Annotated in this window: 23 protein-coding genes; 13 read left to right on the top strand and 10 right to left on the bottom strand. The window is 71.2% G+C overall.

The genetic code is table 11. The features are described 5' to 3' along the window. The first annotated feature begins 84 nt into the window (after positions 1–84). The gene (locus ABT057_RS32530; RefSeq protein WP_352347236.1) at positions 85–786 is read left to right on the top strand and encodes a GntR family transcriptional regulator; all 702 of its coding nucleotides are present in this window, start codon (positions 85–87) and stop codon (positions 784–786) included. 190 nt (positions 787–976) lie between these two features. Here the strand turns inward: ABT057_RS32530 and ABT057_RS32535 are convergent, their stop codons facing one another. Continuing rightward, entirely contained in the window at positions 977–1,408 is a 432-nt protein-coding gene (locus ABT057_RS32535; protein WP_352347237.1) for an Rrf2 family transcriptional regulator, read from the bottom strand. Between the two features lie 182 nt (positions 1,409–1,590). Between ABT057_RS32535 and ABT057_RS32540 the strand changes: the two genes are divergently transcribed. From ABT057_RS32540 to ABT057_RS32565, 6 genes are all read left to right on the top strand, one after another. Continuing rightward, a complete protein-coding gene (locus ABT057_RS32540) occupies positions 1,591–1,980 on the top strand; it encodes a lipocalin-like domain-containing protein (protein WP_352347238.1) in 390 nt (129 codons plus the stop codon). Positions 1,981–2,084: 104 nt separating this feature from the next. Continuing rightward, on the top strand, positions 2,085–3,017 hold the full coding sequence (locus tag ABT057_RS32545; protein WP_352347239.1) for a VOC family protein: 933 nt from the start codon (positions 2,085–2,087) through the stop codon (positions 3,015–3,017). 32 nt (positions 3,018–3,049) lie between these two features. Continuing rightward, positions 3,050–3,913 carry a fumarylacetoacetate hydrolase family protein gene (locus tag ABT057_RS32550; RefSeq protein WP_352347240.1) on the top strand — a complete coding sequence of 288 codons (864 nt, stop codon included), beginning with the start codon at positions 3,050–3,052 and terminating at the stop codon, positions 3,911–3,913. Between the two features lie 78 nt (positions 3,914–3,991). Next, positions 3,992–4,393: a nuclear transport factor 2 family protein gene (locus ABT057_RS32555; RefSeq protein ID WP_352347241.1), complete on the top strand. Its 402-nt coding sequence runs from the start codon at positions 3,992–3,994 to the stop codon at positions 4,391–4,393. A gap of 56 nt (positions 4,394–4,449) precedes the next feature. Continuing rightward, on the top strand, positions 4,450–5,019 hold the full coding sequence (locus ABT057_RS32560) for an NADPH-dependent FMN reductase (RefSeq protein ID WP_352347242.1): 570 nt from the start codon (positions 4,450–4,452) through the stop codon (positions 5,017–5,019). Between the two features lie 120 nt (positions 5,020–5,139). After that, positions 5,140–5,499 carry a putative quinol monooxygenase gene (locus tag ABT057_RS32565; RefSeq protein ID WP_352347243.1) on the top strand — a complete coding sequence of 120 codons (360 nt, stop codon included), beginning with the start codon at positions 5,140–5,142 and terminating at the stop codon, positions 5,497–5,499. Here ABT057_RS32565 and ABT057_RS32570 read toward each other — a convergent pair. The 5 genes from ABT057_RS32570 to ABT057_RS32590 all read right to left on the bottom strand — a co-directional run bounded on the left by ABT057_RS32570 (position 5,442) and on the right by ABT057_RS32590 (position 10,790). Continuing rightward, a complete protein-coding gene (locus tag ABT057_RS32570; RefSeq protein WP_352347244.1) occupies positions 5,442–5,615 on the bottom strand; it encodes a hypothetical protein in 174 nt (57 codons plus the stop codon). The genes ABT057_RS32565 and ABT057_RS32570 overlap by 58 nt on opposite strands. Before the next feature lie 343 nt (positions 5,616–5,958). Further along, positions 5,959–7,185: an MFS transporter gene (locus ABT057_RS32575; RefSeq protein ID WP_352347245.1), complete on the bottom strand. Its 1,227-nt coding sequence runs from the start codon at positions 7,183–7,185 to the stop codon at positions 5,959–5,961. Positions 7,186–7,260: 75 nt separating this feature from the next. After that, on the bottom strand, positions 7,261–8,322 hold the full coding sequence (locus tag ABT057_RS32580) for an endonuclease/exonuclease/phosphatase family protein (protein ID WP_352347246.1): 1,062 nt from the start codon (positions 8,320–8,322) through the stop codon (positions 7,261–7,263). Between the two features lie 193 nt (positions 8,323–8,515). Further along, on the bottom strand, positions 8,516–9,130 hold the full coding sequence (locus tag ABT057_RS32585) for a TetR/AcrR family transcriptional regulator (protein WP_352347322.1): 615 nt from the start codon (positions 9,128–9,130) through the stop codon (positions 8,516–8,518). Between the two features lie 67 nt (positions 9,131–9,197). Next, positions 9,198–10,790, bottom strand: a complete 1,593-nt coding sequence (locus ABT057_RS32590; protein ID WP_352347247.1) for an MFS transporter — start codon at positions 10,788–10,790, stop codon at positions 9,198–9,200. Positions 10,791–10,982: 192 nt separating this feature from the next. On the opposite strand from ABT057_RS32590, the gene panB reads away from it, so the two are divergent. The 3 genes from panB to ABT057_RS32605 all read left to right on the top strand — a co-directional run bounded on the left by panB (position 10,983) and on the right by ABT057_RS32605 (position 13,901). Further along, positions 10,983–11,849: a 3-methyl-2-oxobutanoate hydroxymethyltransferase gene (gene panB / locus ABT057_RS32595; RefSeq protein ID WP_352347248.1), complete on the top strand. Its 867-nt coding sequence runs from the start codon at positions 10,983–10,985 to the stop codon at positions 11,847–11,849. A gap of 166 nt (positions 11,850–12,015) precedes the next feature. After that, a complete protein-coding gene (locus tag ABT057_RS32600; RefSeq protein WP_352347249.1) occupies positions 12,016–13,041 on the top strand; it encodes an ATP-binding cassette domain-containing protein in 1,026 nt (341 codons plus the stop codon). Continuing rightward, entirely contained in the window at positions 13,038–13,901 is an 864-nt protein-coding gene (locus tag ABT057_RS32605) for an ABC transporter permease (protein WP_352347250.1), read from the top strand. Before ABT057_RS32600 ends, ABT057_RS32605 begins: the two co-directional genes overlap by 4 nt. Positions 13,902–13,917: 16 nt before the next feature. On the opposite strand, the gene ABT057_RS32610 is transcribed toward ABT057_RS32605, so the two are convergent. Continuing rightward, positions 13,918–17,235, bottom strand: coding sequence for an AfsR/SARP family transcriptional regulator (locus tag ABT057_RS32610; protein ID WP_352347251.1), 3,318 nt, complete (start codon positions 17,233–17,235; stop codon positions 13,918–13,920). A gap of 180 nt (positions 17,236–17,415) precedes the next feature. On the opposite strand from ABT057_RS32610, the gene ABT057_RS32615 reads away from it, so the two are divergent. Then, positions 17,416–18,216, top strand: coding sequence for a site-2 protease family protein (locus tag ABT057_RS32615; RefSeq protein ID WP_352347252.1), 801 nt, complete (start codon positions 17,416–17,418; stop codon positions 18,214–18,216). Here ABT057_RS32615 and ABT057_RS32620 read toward each other — a convergent pair. Both ABT057_RS32620 and npdG read right to left on the bottom strand, forming a co-directional pair. Then, the gene (locus ABT057_RS32620) at positions 18,206–18,412 is read right to left on the bottom strand and encodes a hypothetical protein (protein WP_352347253.1); all 207 of its coding nucleotides are present in this window, start codon (positions 18,410–18,412) and stop codon (positions 18,206–18,208) included. The genes ABT057_RS32615 and ABT057_RS32620 overlap by 11 nt on opposite strands. A gap of 62 nt (positions 18,413–18,474) precedes the next feature. Beyond that, the gene (gene npdG / locus ABT057_RS32625; protein WP_352347254.1) at positions 18,475–19,191 is read right to left on the bottom strand and encodes an NADPH-dependent F420 reductase; all 717 of its coding nucleotides are present in this window, start codon (positions 19,189–19,191) and stop codon (positions 18,475–18,477) included. A gap of 103 nt (positions 19,192–19,294) precedes the next feature. Here npdG and ABT057_RS32630 point away from each other — a divergent pair, with 103 nt between their 5' ends. Next, entirely contained in the window at positions 19,295–19,888 is a 594-nt protein-coding gene (locus tag ABT057_RS32630; protein WP_352347255.1) for a hypothetical protein, read from the top strand. Between the two features lie 53 nt (positions 19,889–19,941). Continuing rightward, positions 19,942–21,234, top strand: coding sequence for an MFS transporter (locus tag ABT057_RS32635; RefSeq protein WP_352347256.1), 1,293 nt, complete (start codon positions 19,942–19,944; stop codon positions 21,232–21,234). On the opposite strand, the gene ABT057_RS32640 is transcribed toward ABT057_RS32635, so the two are convergent. Then, the gene (locus ABT057_RS32640) at positions 21,235–21,468 is read right to left on the bottom strand and encodes a hypothetical protein (protein ID WP_352347257.1); all 234 of its coding nucleotides are present in this window, start codon (positions 21,466–21,468) and stop codon (positions 21,235–21,237) included. Positions 21,469–21,477: the final 9 nt, after the last annotated feature.

Raw genomic sequence — 21,477 nt, forward strand, 5'->3', positions numbered from 1 at the left:
GGGCACCGCGAAGCCCCGCCCTCACCCGCAGCCCATCGAATTTCGATAAATACACATTCTATCGAAAAATGTTAGAGTGCTCCGATGGCGAGAGAGAGCGCGACGCGTACCGAAGAGGTGTTCGACGACATCCGGGCAGATCTGCTCAACGGGCAACTCGTCCCGGGGCAACGGTTGAAGCTCGTCGCCCTCGCCGGCCGCTTCGGCGTGAGTCTTTCGGTGGTGCGGGAGGCGCTGACCAGGCTCGCCGAGCAGGGCTTGGTCGTCTCCAGCCCTCAGCGGGGATTCAGTGTGATGCCACTGTCGATCGACGACTTGTCCGACCTCACCAAGACCCGGATCCAGGTGGAGTCGCTCGCCCTGCGAGAGTCCATCGCATTGGGGGGTCTCAAGTGGGAGGCCGCCGTCGTATCGTCCTTCCACACTCTTGATCGCACCCCGGCCAGCGGGGAGGACGGCCGTCTCAACGAGGACTGGCCCATCACGCATCGCGCTTTCCATCAGGCGCTGCTTTCCGGCTGTCAGAGCCCGCGCCTGAGCGGGATTGTCACCGCGCTGCGCGACAGTGCGGAGCTTTACCGGCGCTGGTACTGGGCCCTGACGGAAGACCAGGTCCGCGACCTGGCTGGGGAGCACCGGGCGTTGCGAGACCATGCGCTCGACCGCGACGCGGATGCCGCGGTCGCGGCGCTCACCGAACATATCGACAGGGCGCCCCGAAAGCTCATCGCCTACGCCCGTGAACACAATCTGGAAGATCCCACCCATCCGCCGGCGAAGGCCTGACGGGCGGGTGAGCAAGCCGTCACACGTCCCCTCGTGACGACCTGAGCACGACAGCGTGACGGGACCGCCATGACTGCCGCGGCGAGGCCCGCCGCCCCGCACCGGTGGCGCGGGAGTTCTGGTTGCGCTGCGAGGCGAAGGGTGGTTGGCGGCCACCTCGTCGCGTCACCCATGGGGGTGAGCGGTTGGATCAGGCGGCCTGGAGGATGTCCCGCAGGACGTCCTCCAGCGTGGTGTGCGCCAACTCCTTGCGGAGGGTTGCTTCGATCTCTCTGTAGATGGCGGTCATCACCGGTCCGATGCGCTCTCCCACGACGCACTCCGGGTCGGGTGTCGAGCGGTGCAGGGCGAAGACCGGGCCCGGCTCGACCGCCTCATGGACATCGAGCAGAGTGATGTCCGTCAGGCCCCGGGAGAGCATCCAGCCAGCTCCCGCGCCTCGCCGCGAGTCGGCCAGTCCGGCCTTGCGCAGATCGGCGAGCAGGCGCCGGATCACCACCGGATTGGTGTTGACGCTCGTCGCGATCTGCCCGGAGGTGGCGACCTCGTGACCACGGCGCTGGTGGAGCCCGATCCACGTCAGCGCGTGCGCCGCGATGGTCAGCCTGGTGTTGGCGCTCACGGCGCACCTCCCTCACCCCGTAGAAAACGGGTGCCCGACGACCACATAAAAATTTCGATATTCTTGCGCTCTGACGATATTTGGCTACAGTGGAGTGGTGCCGCTCGGAAGGTCGGTGCCTTGCAGGCGCACACGACAGCCCGGATCGGGTACCGCCGGGCCCGGGAACAGAAGGAAGCGCTATGAGTGGCACGGAGAAGACGACCGCCCCCCGGGCGGACTGGGACGCGGGCCTTCTCGGGACGTGGACCCTGCGCAGCATCCGCGAGCTGGGCGACGACGGCGCTCTCCTGGACGAGCCGTACGGACAGCGGCCGTCGGGGAGGCTCCACTACGGGCCGGCGCACCAGGTGGCAGTGGTGATCCCCGGCCACGCCGACGCACCCGCGGTGGCCTACATGGGCGACTACGAGGCCGACGCGGCCGGGATGCTCCGGCACATCGTGCGCGTCGGACTGCCGCCCTTCACCGAGGACCAGGTCCGGTGGGCGCGGCTCGACGGCGACTCCCTCTCCCTCTCGACCGACGTCGAGGGGCGGCGCCGCATCGAGCTGCGATGGGCCCGCGCCTGAGACGCGGCCCCCGGCCTCCCCCGATCAACGACACATGCGTGACAGCCAGTACCGGGCAGCAGTCGGCAACCCGCGGACGCGCCCCCCATCGGAAGGAGAACGCGATGGCCCTGCACCGCCTGACCTCGATCACGCTCGGCGTCCCCGACGTCGAGGCCGCGGCCGGCTACTACGAAGACTTCGGCTTGACGCCGGTGGGGGACGGGAAGGTCCACCGCTTCGCCACCCAGGACGGCGGCGAGCAGTTGAAGCTCGCCCACTCCGCACAGCGCCGACTTGTCGAGCTCGGCGTCGGCGTGGACGATCAGGACGACCTGGACCGCGTGGCCGCCGGTCTGGCCAAGCTGGACGTGCCGGCTGAGCGGGGCGCGACGTCCTTGCGAGTCGCCGACCCGAACTCCAACCTGACGGTGATTCTGGAGATCGCCGCGCACCTTGAGCAGACCTCGGCCGAGCAGGTGCCCTACAACGGCCCCGGCCGCCCCTCCCGGGCCAACGGCCGCGCCCCCGGGGTGGAGCGGACGAACCGGGTGCGTCCGCGCAAGCTCGGTCACGTGGTGATCGGGTCGCGCGACCAGGACGCGAGCCAGCGCTTCTTCACCGAGGGCCTCGGCTTCAAGGCCACCGACCACGTGCCCAGCCTGGCCAGCTTCCTGCGCTGCTCCACCGACCACCACAACATCCTCATCCAGAAGGCTCCGGTGGACTTCCTCCACCACACTGCGTGGGAGGTGGACGACGTGGACGAGGTCGGCCGCGGCGCCACCGCCATGCTGGAGGAGCACCCCGAGCGGCACGTGTGGGGACTGGGCCGGCACCACATCGGCTCGAACTTCTTCTGGTACCTCAAGGACCCGGCCGGCAACTTCTCCGAGTACTACAGCGACCTCGACTGCATCGTCGACGACCAGCTGTGGAAGCCCTCCACCGTCGACGGGGCCCGCGGGATCTACAACTGGGGCCCGCCGCTCCCGCCGTCCTTCATCCAGCCCGAGGACCTCGCCGCTCTGATGACCGGCTCGCACAGCCCCCGCTGACATTCGTTGCACCCACACCCACAGGAGTAGTCATGCGCATTGGCAGGATCGGCGGCAGGCTGGCACTGCTGCACGGCGACCGAGCACTGGACGTCGAGAAGGCGAGCGATGGCAGGTTCGCGGCCGAGCCCGACCGGCTCTTCGAGCGGTGGGACGAGTTCGCGCAGTGGGCCGAGGGCCGCTCGCTGGATGACGCGGTGCCCTTCTCACCCGCGCAGGTCGGCGCGCCCGTCCTGCGCCCGGCCCAGGTCTTCGCGATCGGCCTCAACTACCAGGCGCACGTCTCGGAGGCCGGCGTGCGCCCGCAGATCACCTCACCGGCGGTGTTCACGAAGTTCGTCACCAGTATCGCCGGCCCCTACGACACCGTGACGCTGCCCAGCACCCGGGTCGACTGGGAGGTCGAGCTGGTCGCGGTCATCGGGCGCCCGGGACACCAGGTGGCGGAGAAGGACGGGTGGAGCCACGTGGCGGGCCTGACCGTGGGCCAGGACCTGTCCGAGCGGACGGTCCAACTGGAGGGGCCCGTGCCTCAGTTCTCCCTCGGCAAGTCCTATCCGGGGTTCAGCCCGATCGGCCCCTCGCTGGTGAGCGTGGACGAGTTCGCCGACCCCGACGATCTGGCCCTGTCCTGCGCCCTGGACGGCGAGGTGCTCCAGGACGGCAGGACCAAGGATCTGATCTTCTCCGTGCCTGAGCTCGTCGCACGGCTCTCCGCCGTCGTCCCGCTGCTTCCCGGCGACGTCATCTTCACCGGCACCCCGTCCGGGGTGGGCATGGGCCGGGACCCGGAGCGCTACCTGCCGCCGGGCGGCACCTTGGTGAGCACCATCGAGGGCATCGGCTCGCTCAGCAACCACCTGGTGGCGGGTGCCGGAGTGCAGAGCGCTGCCTGACCGGGCTCCAGGTCACCACCAACGACGCAAGAACGCAGTCCGAGACGCCGACTCCGATCGGCAGAGAAGGAAACAATCATGAGCGACCAGACACGCGATCTGGTGAACGAACTCCTCAAGCGCATGGGGGAGGGCGACATCCCGGCCCTGGTGGCGCTGTTCGCCGACGACGCCCACTGGGAGGTCCCCGGAGACTCGGAGATCGCGCCCTGGGTGGGCAGGTGCGGGGTCGCCGGCATCCCGGACTTCTTCCAGACGATGGCCCGACTCACCGTCCGTGAGCTCTTCGAGGTCGAGCGCGTCCTCGTCGACGGCCCCAACGCGGTGCTGATCGGACGGGCGCGGGTCGTGGTCCGCTCGACGGGCAAGGCAATCGACACGCCGTTCGCGGTGGACATCGTCGTCAACGCCGAGGGCCGCATCAGCCGCTTCTACATGTTCGAGGACTCCTTGGGCGTCGCCCGTGCCATGCGTCCCTGAACAACACGCACCCCGCGGCTCTGCCGCAACCCCATCCCCCAAGAAGAGGTAGAACCATGTCCAAACTCGGAATCATCGTGGCCAGCACCCGCCCCGGCCGGGTCGGGCTGCCGATCGGTCAGTGGATCGCGGACCAAGCACGAGAGCACGCCGGATTCGACAGCGTCGAGCTCCTGGACCTGGGCGAGATCGGCCTGCCCCTCACCGACGAGCCCAACCACCCCCGGCTGGGTGACTACATCCACCAGCACACCAAGGACTGGAGCGCGACGATCTCGAAGTTGGACGCCTTCGTGTTCGTCATGCCCGAGTACAACCACGGCTACAACGCCGCACTCAAGAACGCGATCGACTACCTGTTCAACGAGTGGGCCTACAAGGCCGTGGGACTCGTCAGCTACGGCGGGATCGCAGCCGGCACCCGCGCGGCGCAGATGATCAAGCAGGTGATCGCGGCGGTCCGGATGACGCCAGTCGTCGAGGCGGTGACCATCCCGTTCATTCCCCAGTACATCGAGGACGGCCGGTTCGTCCCCAACGACATCGTCACAGTCTCCACGAAGGCCATGTTCGATGAGCTGGTGCGGGTCGACGCGGCACTGCGCCCGCTCAGGGAGGCATCCTGACCTGCGCCCCGGGGCCGGCACCGCATCAAGCCGGCTCCCAGGCGCAGCGCCCCGTCAAGGAGCGGAGTCCCTGTTCGGCAAAACGTGGCGGTCCACTGCTGCGCGACAGAAAGACGCAAGATGATCTCCCATGACAAGGACGAGCCCACCGGCATTGTCATCAGCAGCTACTACACCGTTCACCCGGATGACCGGCAGAAGTTCATCGACGCCGTTGTCCCCCACCTCGCGCCCTCGGCGCAGAACCCGGGTTCTGTCTACTACGTCTTCGCGCAGGACCTCAGCGACCCGAACACCTTCCACCTCTCCGAAGGCTGGCGGAACCAGGAGGCACTCGACGCACACAATGCCTCCGCTCCGTTCCAGACGGCCTTGCGCGAGGTGATGACCGGAGTGCGTATCGTGGGCCGCCAAGGTCAGCGCTACGAAATCGCCGCCCAGGGTGCAGGCGACCCGCCCAGCGTCACCACGGGCGAGTAGGTCGCCAGAACGAGAACACGCCGTTCGACGAATCCCTGTTCCTCCAGCTTGTCGAGCGGAAGTATCGCGTTCGACAGCTCGCAGCCCATCTGCACGGCCAGCTCGCTCAAGGTCATCGGACCCGGCCCGTGGCGATCCCGTGCACGCGGGGAGGCTGATGGCGGAGCGGGAGGCAAGTGCTCCTGCGGATGCTGCACGCAGCGCAGCGTCGCCGCGATCTACTGCTGCGCGACGCACTGTTGCCCCCCGGACCGGGAGGGCCGTCGCGGTCTTCGGCCAGGGCGAGCAGGAGCCGGTCCAACGGTGGGGGGACCTCGACGGGGTGGGTGCCGAGGGCCGGCTGGACCCGTTGTCGCGACCGGCCGATGGCACGAGCGGCACGTCGGCCTGCTCGCGCTCGACACATTTGGCGTCGGCTACCGCCTCTTGGTGGCGGACTTCTGACCGGCACCGGTGGTGTCAGCGGTGCAGTGCCTGCGCCTGCTGCGGAAGATGACTCGCGACGATGCGTTCCCGGCCGGCCGGAGCCGTGGCCGCCCTGCGGCGGTCCACCCCGTACGCCACCCCCGCCACTGCGAGGCCCAGTACCGCCAGCGCCGCGCCCGCGATTGCCGGGGAGGTGGCGCCGAAGCCTGCTGCCAGGGTCAGGCCGCCGATCCAGGCGCCGCCGGCGTTGGCGAGGTTGAAGGCCGCCTGGTTGGCGGAGGAGGCCAGGGAGGGGCCCGCGGCCGCCTTTTCCATCACCATCAGGTTGAGCGGGGTGCCCGTCACGAAGGCCGCCACGCCGAGCAGGACCACGGCCAGGGCGCCGCTCCACGCCGTCGTCATGAGGAGGGGGAAGAGGGCCAGGACGAGGGCCAGGGAGGTCAGGCCGCCGAACAGGGTGGCGCGCATCGCGTGGTCGGCGAGGCGGCCGCCCAGCAGGTTGCCGATCGTGGCGCCCACGCCGAACAACGCGAGCAACAACGTCACGCTGGAATCGGCGTAGCCGGCCGCGTCGGTCAGCATCGGGGTGATGTAGCTGTAGGCGGAGAAGAGTGCTCCGAAGCCGGCGACCGTCGTGCCCAGCGCCAGCCAGACCGGCAGCGACTTCAGGGCCGCCACTTCGCCGCGCAGGCCGGCCGCGGGGGCCGAGCCCGTCAGGTCGCGCGGGATCAGGAGGGCCAACGAGGCTGTCGCCGCCAGGCCGATCGCGCTCACGCCGAGGAACGTCGCCCGCCAGCCCAGGTGCTGGCCCATGAGCGTGGCGACGGGGACGCCCGCGATGTTGGCGACCGTGAGCCCGAGGAACATCAGCGACACCGAGCGGGCCTTGCGTTCCGGCGCGACCAGGCCGGTGGCCACCACCGCGCCGACGCCGAAGAAGGCTCCGTGCGGCAGGCCGCTGAGGAAGCGGGCGGCGAGGAGGGAGTCGTAGCCGGGGGCGAGGGCGGAGAGGGCGTTGCCCGCCACGAACAGGCCCATCAGCGACATCAGCAGGGTCCGGCGCCGCATCCGGGCCGTCACCGCGGCCAGCAGCGGGGCGCCGATGACGACACCGAGGGCGTACGCGGAGACCAGGTGTCCGGCGGTGGGGATGGGGACGTGCAGGTCCGCCGCGACGTCGGGCAGCAGGCCCATCATCACGAACTCGGTGGTGCCGATGCCGAAGGCGCCCACGGCGAGGGCGAGCAGGGCCAGTGGCATGAGAAAGCCTGTGCCTTTCGAGTCGGGGTTCGTTCCATCGTATGTTCAATGGCGGAACAAACCCGACCGGGCCCCTTATTCCGTGGCGAGCTTCACACGGGCCGCCACCGGAAGATGGTCGCTGCCCGTCCTCGGCAGCGTCCACGAGGTGACCGGCTCCACGTCCCGCACCATGATCTGGTCGATCCTGGCCATCGGGAAGGACGCCGGCCAGCTGAAGCCGAAGCCGTCGCCCGCCGCGCCCTGGGTGGAACGCATCTGGGAGGTCACGGCGTTGAGCGAGCGGTCGTTCATGGTGCCGTTGAGGTCGCCGAGCAGGATCACCTGGGGCAGCCGCTCGTCGGCGATGGCCTCGCCCAGCGCGTCCGCGCTCTTGTCACGCTGACGGGCGGTGAAGCCGGCCTGCAACTTGACGCGCACGGAGGGGAGGTGGGCGACGTAGAAGGCCACGGCGCCCTTGGGCGTCGCCACCGTCGCCCGCATCGCGCGCGTCCAGCCCAGCTTGATGTCGACCGGCTTGACGGCGCTCAGCGGGTACTTGCTCCACAGGCCGACCGTGCCCTGCACCGAGTGGTACTTGTACGTCGCCGCCAGCGCCTTCTCGTACACCGGCGCCGCGGAGGCGGTCAGCTCCTCCAGGGCCACCACGTCCGCGCCGGACGCGGCCACGTCACGGGCGGTGCCGGACGGGTCGGGGTTGTCGGCGTTGACGTTGTGCGTGGCGACGGTGAGGTCGCCACCGCTGCCGGTCCGGTCCGCGAGGAGCCCGCCGAAGAGGTTCAGCCAGACGGCCACCGGCAGGATCACCGCGATCAGCGCGGTCGCCGACTTGCGCACCAGCGCGAGGACGAGCAGCAGCGGGAGAAGCAGTCCCAGCCAGGGCAGGAACGTCTCGGTGAGGCTGCCGAGGTTGCCGTAGCGGTTGGGGATGCGCGAGTGCAGCCCCATCACCAGGGCGAGCAGCAGGGCGAGCGCGGCGATCACCAGGCCGCGGCGCCAGATGCGCGGGTCGCCGCGCCAGCCCGAGGCCAGCCGGCCCGCGAGACGTCCGAGCAGGCGCCGGAACCGGTCCCCCCGGCGCTCGGGTTCCGAGCCTCCGTTGTCGTCCGTCTCCGTCATGTACGCCTGCTGCGCCATACCGTCGCCTCACTGCCTGCCGTGCACACCGTCTGCCCCGCGGGTACGACCCTAGGGGATGTTCCGGCTTCGATCCTGCCGTCCCTCGACGGCCGTACTCGCACCATGACGACCGGCGTGGCGCCAGGAGTTCCGGACCTGCCGCGCCACACCCGGTCTGTGACGAAACGCTCACATTCCGCTGACCGGCGAGTCAGTTGACGGGGCGTAGTCCGGCGAGCAGGGTGTCGACGATGGCTTCCGGGAGGTCCTCGGGGAGGTCGGCCTCGGGGCGCAGGACCGCCCGCACCAGCATAGGACCCACGAAAATGTCGTTCATCAGCTCCACATCGAGGTCGGCGCGGAGTTCGCCGTTCTGCTGACCGCGGCGCAGGACCTCGACCCCCAGTCTGCGCCGCGGTGCTATGACGCAGTTGTGGTACGCCGCCCAGATCTTCGGGCTGCTCTTCATCTGGGCGTGCACGTTGTGCAGGATCGCCGAGGAGCGGTTGGCGAGACCGCGCTGCCGCAGCGACTCGAGGAGCACGACGAGGTCGTCGCGCACGGAGGTGCCCGGGAGTTGCGGGTCCTCGGGTTCGGCGGCGCGCAGCACGTCGACGAAGAGTTCCTCCTTGCCGCTCCAGCGCCGGTAGATCGTGGCCTTGCCGACGCCGGCGGTGCGGGCGATGCGCTCTATGGAGATCTCGGCGAGCGGAACGCCGTCCTCCAGGAGTTTCATCGTCCCCTCGATGATGGCCCGTTCCACGGTCTCGCTGCGAGGCCGGCCCCTGACGGGCTGCTGCGGAACGCCATTGCCGGCGAGGCTCACGTCTGTCGTCCTTTCGTCGTACTGGCGGGAATTCTCGCGCACACGCGGTTCCTCCTCCGACAGCAGGTCACGACTCCGTACGCACCAACTCCTCCTCCGCCGCGCCCTCCTGAGGCTCTTTCGGCCGGCCCGGCAGGAACAGCGCCACCACGACCGCGCCGGCGAACGCCACCGCCGCCCCGCACAGCGCGGTGACGTGCATGGCGTGCAGGAACGCGTCGTTGGCGGGGCCGATCAGGCCCTTGCCGCGATCGCCGAGCTTCGCGGCGACCCCGAGGGTCGCCTCGATGGACTCGCCCGCCGTGTCGCGCAGGGCGGCCGGGAGCGTGCCGAGGCTGCCCTCGATGCCGTTTCGGTACGCCGTGGAGAGCACGGAGCCGAGTACGGCGATGCCGAGCGCGCCGCCGAGCTGGCGGAAGGTGTTGCTGAGCGCGGAGGCGGAGCCGGCCTTCTCGCGGGGCAGGGCCTGCATGATGACCACGCTGGTCGGGGTCATGACGTGGGCCATGCCGGTGCCCATGCAGAAGAAGACGATCTCCAGGAGCCAGATCGGGGTGTCCGCGTCGAGCGTGGCGAAGGCGACGAGGGTGGCGCCGAGGACGACCATCGCCGCGGTGGTCGTGGCCCGGACGCCTATGCGGTCGACGACCAGCCGGGCGCGCGGTGCGAAGACCAGTTGGGCGGCGGCCAGCGGCAGCAGGAGCAGACCGGACTGCAGCGGGGAGTAGCCGCGCACGCTCTGGGTGTAGAAGACGGAGAAGAAGGTGACGCCCATCAGCGCGAAGAAGACCAGCGTGATGACGGCCATCGCGGCCGAGAACACCTTGTTCTTGAAGTAGGTGACGTCTATCGACGGGTGGTCGCTGCGTGCCTCGAACACGACGAACGCGGTGAGGACGGCCAGGCCGCCGAGGATGGTCGCCAGGACGGTCGGATCGGTGAAGTCGGCGAGTTCGCCGCCCTTGATGATGCCGTAGACCAGCAGGACGAGGCCGACGACGGACAGCACGACACCGACGGGGTCGACCCGGCCGGGGTTGGGGTCGCGCGAGTCCGGCACCAGCCACAGCATCAGCCCGAACGCGAGCAGCACGATCGGCACGTTGATGAGGAAGACCGAGCCCCACCAGAAGTGGTCGAGGAGGAGGCCTCCGGTGATCGGCCCTATCGCGATGGCGAGGCCCACGCCGCCGGCCCAGATGCCGATGGCCTTGGGCTGCTCGTCCCGCTCGAAGACGTTCATCAGGACGGCCAGGGTGGCCGGCATCACGAACGCCGCGCCGAGTGCCATCAGCGCGCGGAAGGCGATCAGCTGGGCGGGCGAGCCGGACTCGGCGGCCAGCGCGGAGCCGACGCCGAACACGGCGAGACCGCCGAGCAGGACCTTCTTGCGGCCGATCCGGTCGCCGAGGAGACCCGCGGTGAACAGCAGGCCGGCGAAGACGAGCGTATAGGCGTTGATGGCCCACTCCAGCTCGCTCTGCGTGGCGCCGAGGCCGGTGGGAGCCGGGGTGGAGATGGTCTTGATCGCGACGTTCAGGATGGAGTTGTCCAGCACCACGATCAGCAGGCTCAGCATCAGCACGCCGAGGATGGCCCAACGTCGCCGGTGCACCGCTTCCGGTATCCGGGGGGCCGAGGGGACGGCAGGAGTAGTCATGCCGTCGAGGGTAGAGCCATTTCGATACGAGACCGTCTCGTATCGGTTGGTCGAGGGATTCTCTTACTCAGGTTTTACCCACGAGTTTTTGACCACAGGAGGCGGTCTGGCCCCCGCTGGCACGAGGTGCCACCATGGATGTGGTCCGGGGACGCCGTCAGGGCGCCTCGAGATGACGAAGGAGCCGTTGCAATGACGCAGCTTTCGGCTGCCCAGAAGCAGTCCACCGACGGCAGCAACGCGCTGTACGGGGGCAAGGGCACACGCCGTATCACCGTCCGCGACCTCGCGCTCGCCAAGGAGCGCGGCGAGAAGTGGCCCATGCTCACCGCGTACGACGCGATGACCGCGTCGGTGTTCGACGAGGCCGGGATCCCCGTGATGCTCGTCGGCGACTCGGCGGGCAACTGCCATCTGGGGTACGAGACGACCGTACCCGTCACCCTCGACGAGATGACCATGCTGTCGGCGGCGGTCGTACGGGGCACCCGGCGCGCCCTGATCGTCGGCGACCTGCCCTTCGGGTCCTACCAGGAGGGTCCGGTGCAGGCGCTGCGCTCGGCGACCCGGCTGGTCAAGGAGGCCGGGGTCGGGGCCGTGAAGCTGGAGGGCGGCGAGCGCTCGCACCGCCAGATCGAGCTGCTCGTGGAGTCCGGCATCCCGGTCATGGCGCACATCGGGCTGACCCCGCAGTCGGTGAACGCGATGGGCTACCGGGTGCAGGGGCGCGGCGAGGAGGCGGCCCAGCAGCTGCTGCGGGACGCGAAGGCCGTGCAGGACGCGGGCGCGTTCGCGGTGGTCCTGGAGCTGGTGCCGGCCGAGCTGGCCGCCGAGGTGACGCGGGTGCTGCACATCCCGACGGTGGGCATCGGCGCCGGTCCGGAGACGGACGCGCAGGTGCTGGTGTGGACCGACATGCTCGGTCTGACCGGCGGGCGGGTCCCGAAGTTCGTCAAGCGGTACGCGAACCTGCGGCAGGTCATGGGCGACGCGGCGAAGGCGTTCGCGGAGGACGTCGTCGGCGGAACGTTCCCGCTGGAGGAGCACAGCGTTCACTAGCCATCTCCGCACAGTGCAGCCCGCCGATCTTCCCCCGTCGGCGGGCTGCCGCGTTGCCGGGGTCCACCCGGTCCCACCCGTGCCCGTAGGTGCGCTGTAGGCGGCCCCGGGCCCCTGTAGGCGTCCTGTCGGTGGTTTGTCGGTGGGCGCTGGCACTGTTCCCGGCATGACGCGAATCGACATGAACCCGAAGGGCGCCGGGAGCGCCGTGACCGTGCGGGGGCTGGTCAAGCACTACGGCGAGACCAAGGCGCTGGACGGGGTCGACCTGGAGGTGCGGGAGGGGACCGTGATGGGGGTGCTCGGGCCGAACGGCGCCGGGAAGACCACCCTCGTGCGGATCCTGTCCACCCTCCTCGCCCCGGACGCCGGGCAGGCGACCGTCGCCGGCTACGACGTCGTACGGCAGCCCCGGCAGCTGCGCCGGGTGATCGGACTGACCGGGCAGTACGCCTCGGTGGACGAGAAGCTCCCCGGGTGGGAGAACCTGTACCTGATCGGGCGGCTGCTCGACCTGTCCCGCAAGGACGCCCGGGCCCGGGCCGACGAGCTGCTGGAGCGGTTCTCGCTCACCGACGCGGCCAAGCGGCCGGCGGGGACGTACTCCGGCGGTATGCGGCGGCGGCTCGACCTCGCCGCGTCCATGATCGGGCGGCCCGTCGTGCTGTTCCTGGACGAGCCGACCACCGGACTCGACCCGCGCACCCGCAACGAGGTGTGGGCCGAGGTGAAGGCGATGGTCGGCGACGGGGTGACCGTCGTACTGACAACGCAGTACATGGAGGAGGCCGAGCAGCTGGCCTCCGAGCTCACCGTCGTCGACCGGGGCCAGGTCATCGCCAGGGGCGGCATCGAGGAGCTGAAGGCCAGGGTCGGCGGACGGACCCTGCGGGTGAGGCCGACCGATCCGGTGCATCTGCGGCCGCTGGCCCGCGCACTGGACGAGCTCGGCATCACCGGCCTCGCCGGCACCGTCGTGGACACCGAGACCGGCTCGGTGCTGGTGCCGGTGCTCAGCGACGAGCAGCTCACCGCCGTCGTCACCGCGGTCACCGCCCGCGGGGTCACCCTCTCCTCCCTCACCACCGAACTGCCCAGCCTGGACGAGGTGTTCCTGTCCCTCACCGGCCATCGCGCCAGTGCCCCGCAGGACGCCGTGCCCGCCGACACCCGCGAGGAGGTCGCCGTATGAGCTCCCACCCGTCGCCCACCGCCACCCTCAACGAGGCGCTTCGCGCCGCCCCTGCGAACACCGTCACCACCAGTGCAGACACCCGTATCCCGCTGCGCAGCCACCTCCGGCACACCGGGGCGCTGATCCGGCGCAACCTGCTCTGGATCCGGCAGGACCCGGAGTCGATGTTCGACGCGGTGCTCTTCCCGGTGATCTTCACCCTGCTGTTCGTGTACGTCTTCGGCGGCTCCATCGGTCAGTCGATGGGCGGCGGACAGGACGCCTACGTCCAGTACGTCATTCCCGGGCTGCTGGCCATGATGGGGATGAACATGGCGCAGGGCGTGGGAACCGGCTTCAACACGGACTTCAACTCCGGGGTCATGGACCGCTTCCGGTCGCTGCCCATCGGACGCGGCTCGGTGCTGTTCGCCAAGATCGCGGTGGAGTTGATGCGCATGCTCATGGCCTGCGTGATCCTCATGGTCGTGGCCGTGCTGGTGGGCTTCGACATCACCCACTGGGCCGGTCTGTTCGCCGCCGTGGGGCTGGCCGTCGTGTTCGGCTCGGCGCTGATGTGGGTGTTCCTCACCCTCGGCGTGATGATGAAGAGCGCGCAGTCGGTGCAGGCGATGGGCTTCCTGGTGCTGATGCCGCTGCAGTTCGGCTCGTCCATCTTCGCGCCGACCGCCTCGATGCCGGGCTGGCTGCAGAACTTCACCGACTACAACCCGCTGTCCTCGCTCGCGGACGCGGCCCGCGGACTGATGGTGGGCGGACCGGTCGCGCACGGGCTGACGGTGACGCTGGCCTGGTCGGTGGGGCTCACGGCGGTGATGGCGCCCGTTGCGATCCACAAGTTCCGTACCAAGAGTTGAACCACCGGAAGACCGGTCAGACCAGGGCGGCGGCCTCCTCGAAGGAGAGGCCGCCGCCCTCGGCGTAGGCGGCCTCGAACGCCTCGTCGCCGAGGGCGGCGCGGGCGGCCCCCTCGGCCAGGGCCCTGGTCTCGCGCTCCATCCGGACGGCGACATGCCCCGGGGGCAGCAGGGCGGCCGCGGTGCCCAGACAGCGGGCGGCGGCCGCGGCCCGGCGGCCGCCGTCCACACCGCCCAGGGCCAGGGCGGCGGTGGAGAGGCAGAAGGCGCGCATCTGCGGGGCGATGGTCAGGGAGAGCCGGTCGGAGGAGCGCTCCAGGGCCTTCCGGACGGTGGTCAGGGCGGTGTCGAAACTGCCGTCGACCGCGTCCACCCACGCTTCGGTACCGAGGATGAAGGCGTCGAAGACGACGAAGTACGCGATTGTGAACTCCTCGCGTAGCAGCCGGAGTTGCTCTCGGGCCTCGGTGCGGCGGCCGGTGAGGCCGAGCCAGCTGGAGAGGAAGAGACGCGCGGCGGGCATCGCCTCGTTGACGCCGCCCGTCGGGTTGTCGATCACCTCGCGCAGCAGGCGTTCGCCCCGTTCCTCCTGGCCCGACTCGAGGAGCACGGTGCCGAGCCGGGCCTGGAGGACCGCCAACTGGTGGCGGGCGCCCAGCCGTTCGGCGAGCACCATGGCCTCCTCGTAGAAGGCGGCCGCCTCCGGGTAGGCACCCAGCCGTTCATGCACCTCGGCGCGCGCGGAGAGGGCCTCGGCCGCGCCCCAGGAGTCGCCCAGGCGGCGGAAGACCTCCAGCGCCTCGTCGGCGTCCCGGCCGGCGTCGGCCGCCCAGTCGGAGCGGTTGGCGAGGAGGTTGGCACGCATCTGCAGACAGGAGGCGAGCTCCCCGTCGAAGCCGGGGGTGCGGCGGCAGGTCTCGACGCTGGCGTCGAGGATGGTACGGACGCGCTCCATGCCGTCGGAGAGCATCACGGCGTAGAACCAGAGCAGTCCGGGGGCGCGGCAGGTCTGCGGGAGGCCGGGTTCGTAGGTCTCGCCGACGATCCGCAGCTTGCGCTGGGCCTCCGGGGTCTGCCAGGAGTCCAACTCCGTGTCCATACAGGCGAGATGGGCGAGGTGGACTCCGCGCCGGGCCTCCTCGAGGACCTCGCCGGTGTACGGCGGCGGGACCTCGGTGACGGGCTTCCAGACGGGGGCGGCGGGCCGGACGGGTTCGGCGAAGGGGTCGGGGCCGAGGTCCATCACCGCCCGGCACCAGGTGCGGGCCTCGATGCGCAGGTCGCGCATCTGCCAGTAGCCGGTCAGGCAGAGGCTGAGGCTGAGCGCCTCCTGTTCGTCGCGGGCGGCGACGGCACGGCCGAGCGCGGTGCGCAGGTTCTCGTACTCCAGCTGGAAGCGTTCGATGGCGGCGAGCTGGCGGGGACCGCGTAGCAACGGCTCGGTCGCGCGGGCGAGTTCGCGGTAGTGCCGCAGATGCGCGCGCTCGGCCTCCGCGCGCCGCCCGGCCTCGTCGAGGCGCTCGGCGGCGTACTCGGCGACGGTCTCCAGGAGCCGGTAGCGCATCTCGCCGTTCGGGGCCGGGGCGGCGACGACGAGGGACCGGTCGACGAGGGAGGCGAGGGAGTCGAAGGTGTCGCGCACGGCGCGGGCGCACACCGCCTCCACGGCGGCGAGGTCACACCCCCGGGCGAAGACGGAGAGCCGGGCCAGGACCTCCCGCTCGTCCTCGTCGAGCAGCTCCCAGGACCAGTCCACGACCGCGCGCAGGGTCTGCTGCCGGGGCAGGACGGTACGGCTGCCGGAGGTCAGCAGCCGGAACCGGTCGTCCAGCCGGTCGGCGATCTGACGCGGCGTCAACATCCTTAGCCGGGCAGCCGCGAGCTCGATCGCCAGGGGCAGTCCGTCGAGCCGCCGGCAGATCTCCGCACACGCCTCGGGGTCGTCCTCGACCCGGAACCCCGGCCGGGCGGCCGCGCCCCGGTCGGCGAGCAGCCGCAGCGCGACCGGCTCCGGCAGCGGCTCGACCGGACGCAGCAACTCCCCCGGCACACCGAGGGGTTCACGGCTCGTCGCGAGCACGGTCAACTCCGGGCAGCGCCTGAGGAGTTCCTCGACGAGCCGGGCGGCCGCGCCGACGACGTGCTCGCAGTTGTCGAGGACGACGAGCATCCGGCGCCGGGCGAAGTGCTCGACCAGCCGCTCCACGGGTTCGTCGTGCCGCTCGGAGACCGCCCGTATCTCCTCGGCGCCGGCGCCGTACAGCACGGTCTCGCGCGCCCCCACGGCGGTCAGCACGGCCTGCGGTACGGCGTCGGGGTCGGCGACGGGCGCCAGCTCGGCCAGCCACACCCCGTCCCGCGCGGTGTCCCGCGCCTTCTCGGCGGCCTCCTGCGACAGCCGGGTCTTCCCCGCCCCGCCGGGCCCGAGCAGGGTGACGAGCCGCGCGCCCCCGAGATCCTCCCGGATGGCGTCGAGCTCGGCCTCCCGCCCGACGAAGGAGGTGAGACGGGCCCGGAGGTTGCCGCGGGGCTGGGGGACCGCGGGGGCCGGGGCGGCGCCGTCGGACACGGCGGAGCCGGACGGCGGCCGGGCCGGGAGGCTCTCCGGCGGGTTGAGGAACTCCGTGTGCAGGGCGCGCAGTTCCGGGCCGGGGTCGGAGCCGAGGCGGTCGGCGAGGAGCCGGCGTACGTCGTCGTAGGCGGCCAGGGCCTGGGCGGTGCGGCCCGCGTCGCGCAGGGCGCGCAGGCGCAGGGACTGCAGGGGCTCGTCCAGCGGGTGGGCGTCGCACAGGGCGGTGAGCCCGGGCAGCGCCTGCTCGGCGTGACCGAGGGCGAGGGCCGCGCTGTGCCGGGCCCGCAGCGTGTCGAGCCTACGGGCCTCGATGCGGGCCCCCTCCGCGGCACGGTCGGGCAGGTCGGCGAGGGCCGGGTCCTCCCACAGGGCGAGGGCGTCGTCGAGGAGGACGGCCGCCTTGGCGGGGTCGCCGTCGGCGAGGGCGCGCAGACCGTCGGCGCTGAGCCGTTCGAAACGGTGCAGGTCGACGGCGTCGGGGGCGGCGGCGAGCCGGTAGCCGCCCTCGCCGGAGGCGACCGCGTCCGCGCCCAGGACCCTGCGCAGCCGCCCGACCAGCGCCTGCAGCGCGGCCGGCGCGTCGGCGGGCGGATCCCCCGCCCACACCTCCTCCACCAGCAGCCCCACGGGGACGCTCCGCCCGACCCGCAGGGCCAGTACGGTCAGCAGGGCGCGCAGCCGCGCCCCTCCCACGGAGACGGTGGTGCCGTCGGGACGGAGTGCCTGGGTGGTGCCGAGGATGCGGTAGCGCACGGGGTCCATTCTCTCCGGCGGGGCCGGGGGCGGTCACGGTGTTCCTGCGGGGTGGCGCCCCGTCTTCCCGGGGAGCCGGCGGGTGGCGCCCCACCTTCCCGGGAACCGGCGGCCCAGCGCGAGACGTTTTCCCGGTACGCCCGGTAAGGTCGGGCAGTTCCACGCGTGAGTCCGAACTCAGGGAGCCCCATGACCACCGCCACCACCCGCCGCGGCGACCGGCGGATCAGCCCCGTCTTCGTGGGGATCCTGGCCGTCACCGCGGTCACCGGCTGGGCGACCTGGAGCGGGTTCGCCGAGCAGCCGGGCGTGGCCGTGTTCCTGTTCGTGACGGCGGCCTGGATCGTCTCCCTGTGTCTGCACGAGTACGCGCACGCGCGGACCGCCCTGCACAGCGGTGACATCACGGTCGGCGAGAAGGGGTACCTCACGCTCAACCCCCTCAAGTACACGCACGCCCTGCTGAGCATCGTGCTGCCGGTGATCTTCGTGATCATGGGCGGGATCGGTCTGCCGGGCGGCGCCGTCTTCATCGAGCGGGGGCGGATCAGGGGGCGCTGGCGGCACAGTCTGGTCTCGGCGGCCGGCCCGCTGACGAACGTGCTGTTCGCCGCGGTGTGCACCGCCCCGTTCTGGCTGGACGCGCTGGACGGCGTGCCGGCCCGCTTCCGGTACGCGCTCGCGTTCCTCGCCCTGCTCCAGGTCACGGCGGCCATCCTGAACTTCCTGCCGGTGCCCGGCCTGGACGGCTACGGGGTGCTCGAGCCCTGGCTGTCGTCCAGCGTGAAGCGGCAGGTGGAGCCGTTCGCGCCGTTCGGGCTGCTGTTCGTGTTCGCACTGCTGTGGGTGCCGTCGGTCAACAACGTGTTCTTCGACGCCGTCGACGCGGTGCTGCGCGGCCTCGGCATCAACGACCTGGACACGTACTGCGGGCAGAGTCTCTTCCGCTTCTGGCAGGGCACCGACGAGTTCTGCTCGGTCAGCTCGTGACGGACCTGCGGGCCTTGTCGCGCTTGATGTAGTACCAGGTCATGTTGGACGACAGGCCCGCGAGCAGCACCCAGACGATCCCCAGGAAGCTGCCCTGCACGAAGGAGACGACCGCGGCGGCGACGGCCAGGAGGCATACGACGAGGGTGTAGACGGCGAGTCGCCGGGACGAGCCGGGTGCGGGCGAGAGGGGCATGGGGGCTGCTCTCCTGTCGGGGGACACGGGGTGGGTGTGCGCCGTCCAGTGTCCCCCATCCCTCATACGTCGGTGACGCGCAGCCCCGCGTGCGCCTTGTAGCGGCGGTTGACGGAGATCAGGTTGGCGACCAGGGACTCCACCTGGTGGGCGTTGCGCAGCCGCCCGGCGAAGACGCCCCTCATCCCGGCGATCCGGCCGGCCAGCGCCTGCACGATCTCCACGTCGGCCCGCTCCTCGCCGAGCACCATCACATCGGTGTCGATCTCCTCGATCTGCGGGTCCTGGAGGAGGACGGCCGAGAGGTGGTGGAAGGCGGCGGTGACCCGGGAGTCCGGCAGCAGGGCGGCGGCCTGCTCGGCGGCGCTGCCCTCCTCGGGCTTGAGCGCGTAGGCGCCCTTCTTGTCGAAGCCGAGCGGGTTGACGCAGTCGACGACGAGCTTGCCGGCCAGTTCCTCGCGCAGGGACTCGAGGGTCTTGCCGTGCCCGTCCCACGGGACGGCGACGATCACGATGTCGCTGCGGCGGGCGGTCTCGGCGTTGTCGGCACCCTCGACGCCGTGGCCGAGTTCGTCGGCGGCGGCCTGTGCCCGGTCGACGGCGCGCGAGCCGATGATCACCTTCTGGCCGGCCCTGGCCAGACGGTAGGCGAGGCCCTTGCCCTGCGGGCCGGTTCCGCCGAGCACGCCGACGACCAGGCCGGACACGTCGGGAAGGTCCCACGGGTCCTTGGCGGGGGCCTTCGCGGGGACGTTCTGTGCACTGTCGGTAGAGGTCATGGGCCGACTTTACGTCGGCGTGGCGGGCGCCTTTTCGCCGTGCCGGGTGAATCGGCGGCGAACCGCCCGCCCCCGCCGGCCGATTGGGGCAGGATGCGGCCGCATGGACGCGGTACGGGTCGCGCTGCTGCGCGAGGTGCTCGCCGGGACCCAGTGGCTGGGGGCGACCCGGAGGTTCGGCGCTGTGCTGCGGGGGTCGGTGGTCTCGCACGGGGGCGGGCTGCTGCTGGTGGGCACGGCCCGCCACGAGCCCTGGCATCTCGCGGCCCATCTGGTGGACGAGGCGGCGTGGTCCGGTACGCCGGAGCTGGCGCCCACTCTGGTACGGCATCACGCGCGTCCTTCCGACCCCGCGCACCTCGCGGTCGGGCTGGGCCGGATCGAGGCGGCCCGGCGGGGCGAGACGCTGCTCGTGGCGTCGCCGGAGAGTGACCCGGCGCTGCTGGAGCGGGTGTCCGACGCACGGCGGGCCGGGGTGACGGTACTGGCGCTCGGCCCCGGCGAGCGGGAGCTGACGGCCCTGTCGCACGAGACGCTCACCGTGCCGGAGGACTCGGAGCTGGACCTCGACACCGTGCAGCACCTGGTCAGCGCCGCGGCGGGCGAGGCGGCGGCCCCACGAGGCCGCCGGGGACTGCGCGACCGACTGTCCCGGCTGGCGGAGTCCCTGACGGCCCCGCCCCCCGGACCCTGGTGAGTCCCCGGAAAAACAGTTGCCCGGCCTCGCGGGTCCCCGGACCATGACCCCTCGTGACCTCCGGAACCCTGCGCGCCGTCCTGCCCGATCTCGCCCCCTGGCGGGCCTCACGGGACTTCCGGAGACTCTGGGTGTCGGGGCTGATCTCGAACTTCGGCAGCTTCCTCACCTTCGTCGCGCTGCCGGTGCAGCTGAAGGATCTGACGGGGTCCGCGGTGGCCGTGGGGGCGATCGGGGCCGTGGAGCTCTTACCGCTCGTCGTGTTCGGGCTGTACGGCGGTGCCCTCGCGGACGCGCTCGACAAGCGGACGCTGATCGTGTGGACGGAGGCCGGGCAGGGGCTGCTCAGTGCCGTGCTGCTGGTGAACGCGCTGCTGCCGGGGCCCGCCGTGTGGCCGCTGTATCTGGTCGCCGCGCTCTCCTCCGCCCTTGCCTCCGTGCAGCGGCCGGCGCTGGAGTCGCTGTGGCCCCGGATCGTCGCCCATGAGCACATGCCGGCCGCTGCCTCGCTCAACTCGCTGCGCTGGACCGTCGGCGGCGTCGCGGGGCCGGCGCTCGCCGGGGTGGTCGTCGCCTACGCGGGTCTCGGCTGGGCCTACGCCGCCGACCTGATCACCTTCGTCGTGTCCATTGCCCTGGTGGTGCGGATCGCGTCCGCGCCCGCCGCGCACGAGGCGGCGAAGCCGTCGCTCAGGGCCGTCGCCGAGGGAGCCCGGTACGCCTGGAGCCGCAAGGAGCTGCTCGGGACGTACGCCGTCGACCTGGCCGCGATGTTCCTCGCCATGCCGCTGGCCGTGCTGCCGTTCCTCGCCGACGAGCTGGACGCCGACTGGGCGCTGGGGCTGATGTACGCGTCGGTGCCGGCCGGGTCGATGCTGGTGAGTCTGACCAGCGGGTGGACCTCGCGGATCCACCGGCACGGGCGGATGGTGGTCGCGGCGGCCGCGCTGTGGGGGGTGGCGGTCGCGGGTGCCGGGCTCGTCGGCAACATATGGCTGGTGCTGCTCTGTCTCACTCTCGCGGGTGGTTGCGACATGGTGAGCGGGATCTTCCGGGGCGCGATGTGGAACCAGACGATCCCGGACGAGCTGCGCGGGCGGCTCGCCGGGATCGAACTGCTGTCGTACTCGGTGGGGCCGACGGTCGGCCAGGTCCGGTCCGGCGGTTTCGCGGCCTGGCTGGGGGTGCGGGCGTCCGTCTGGTCGGGCGGGCTGCTGTGCGCGGGTGCGGTGGGGCTGCTGGCGCTGTGCCTGCCGGGACTGATGCGCTACGACGTGCGCACCGACGAACACGCGGAGCGGCAGCGCGAGCGGCGCGCGGCGGCGGTCCCCGCCGCCGGGGCGTGATCAGTCCTCGTCCGCGGCCCGGCCCGTCGGGGCGTCGTGCCACTTGGGATCGTTCTCCCACTGGAGGTTGCGCTCGCGGGCGGTCTCCATCGCGGCCTGCGCCTCCTGCCGGGAGGCGTAGGGGCCGAAGCGGTCCTTTCCCGGGCAGTCCGGCCCTTCCTCGACCTTCTTGTGCTCCAGGCAGTAGTACCACTCGCCCGGTTTTCCGGTGGCGCGCTTCTTGAACAGGGGCATGACCGGCTC

It is taken from the genome of Streptomyces sp. NPDC002588, assembly GCF_040295925.1.
Taxonomy (GTDB): domain Bacteria; phylum Actinomycetota; class Actinomycetes; order Streptomycetales; family Streptomycetaceae; genus Streptomyces.

Coding starts and splice junctions, on each gene's coding strand:
- ABT057_RS32530 (WP_352347236.1), top strand. CDS start 85: ATGGCGAGAGAGAGCGCGACGCGTACCGAAGAGGTGTTCGACGACATC.
- ABT057_RS32540 (WP_352347238.1), top strand. CDS start 1,591: ATGAGTGGCACGGAGAAGACGACCGCCCCCCGGGCGGACTGGGACGCG.
- ABT057_RS32545 (WP_352347239.1), top strand. CDS start 2,085: ATGGCCCTGCACCGCCTGACCTCGATCACGCTCGGCGTCCCCGACGTC.
- ABT057_RS32550 (WP_352347240.1), top strand. CDS start 3,050: ATGCGCATTGGCAGGATCGGCGGCAGGCTGGCACTGCTGCACGGCGAC.
- ABT057_RS32555 (WP_352347241.1), top strand. CDS start 3,992: ATGAGCGACCAGACACGCGATCTGGTGAACGAACTCCTCAAGCGCATG.
- ABT057_RS32560 (WP_352347242.1), top strand. CDS start 4,450: ATGTCCAAACTCGGAATCATCGTGGCCAGCACCCGCCCCGGCCGGGTC.
- ABT057_RS32565 (WP_352347243.1), top strand. CDS start 5,140: ATGATCTCCCATGACAAGGACGAGCCCACCGGCATTGTCATCAGCAGC.
- ABT057_RS32570 (WP_352347244.1), bottom strand. CDS start 5,615: ATGACCTTGAGCGAGCTGGCCGTGCAGATGGGCTGCGAGCTGTCGAAC.
- ABT057_RS32575 (WP_352347245.1), bottom strand. CDS start 7,185: ATGCCACTGGCCCTGCTCGCCCTCGCCGTGGGCGCCTTCGGCATCGGC.
- ABT057_RS32580 (WP_352347246.1), bottom strand. CDS start 8,322: ATGGCGCAGCAGGCGTACATGACGGAGACGGACGACAACGGAGGCTCG.
- ABT057_RS32590 (WP_352347247.1), bottom strand. CDS start 10,790: ATGACTACTCCTGCCGTCCCCTCGGCCCCCCGGATACCGGAAGCGGTG.
- panB (WP_352347248.1), top strand. CDS start 10,983: ATGACGCAGCTTTCGGCTGCCCAGAAGCAGTCCACCGACGGCAGCAAC.
- ABT057_RS32600 (WP_352347249.1), top strand. CDS start 12,016: ATGACGCGAATCGACATGAACCCGAAGGGCGCCGGGAGCGCCGTGACC.
- ABT057_RS32605 (WP_352347250.1), top strand. CDS start 13,038: ATGAGCTCCCACCCGTCGCCCACCGCCACCCTCAACGAGGCGCTTCGC.
- ABT057_RS32610 (WP_352347251.1), bottom strand. CDS start 17,235: ATGGACCCCGTGCGCTACCGCATCCTCGGCACCACCCAGGCACTCCGT.
- ABT057_RS32615 (WP_352347252.1), top strand. CDS start 17,416: ATGACCACCGCCACCACCCGCCGCGGCGACCGGCGGATCAGCCCCGTC.
- ABT057_RS32620 (WP_352347253.1), bottom strand. CDS start 18,412: ATGCCCCTCTCGCCCGCACCCGGCTCGTCCCGGCGACTCGCCGTCTAC.
- npdG (WP_352347254.1), bottom strand. CDS start 19,191: ATGACCTCTACCGACAGTGCACAGAACGTCCCCGCGAAGGCCCCCGCC.
- ABT057_RS32630 (WP_352347255.1), top strand. CDS start 19,295: ATGGACGCGGTACGGGTCGCGCTGCTGCGCGAGGTGCTCGCCGGGACC.
- ABT057_RS32640 (WP_352347257.1), bottom strand. CDS start 21,468: ATGCCCCTGTTCAAGAAGCGCGCCACCGGAAAACCGGGCGAGTGGTAC.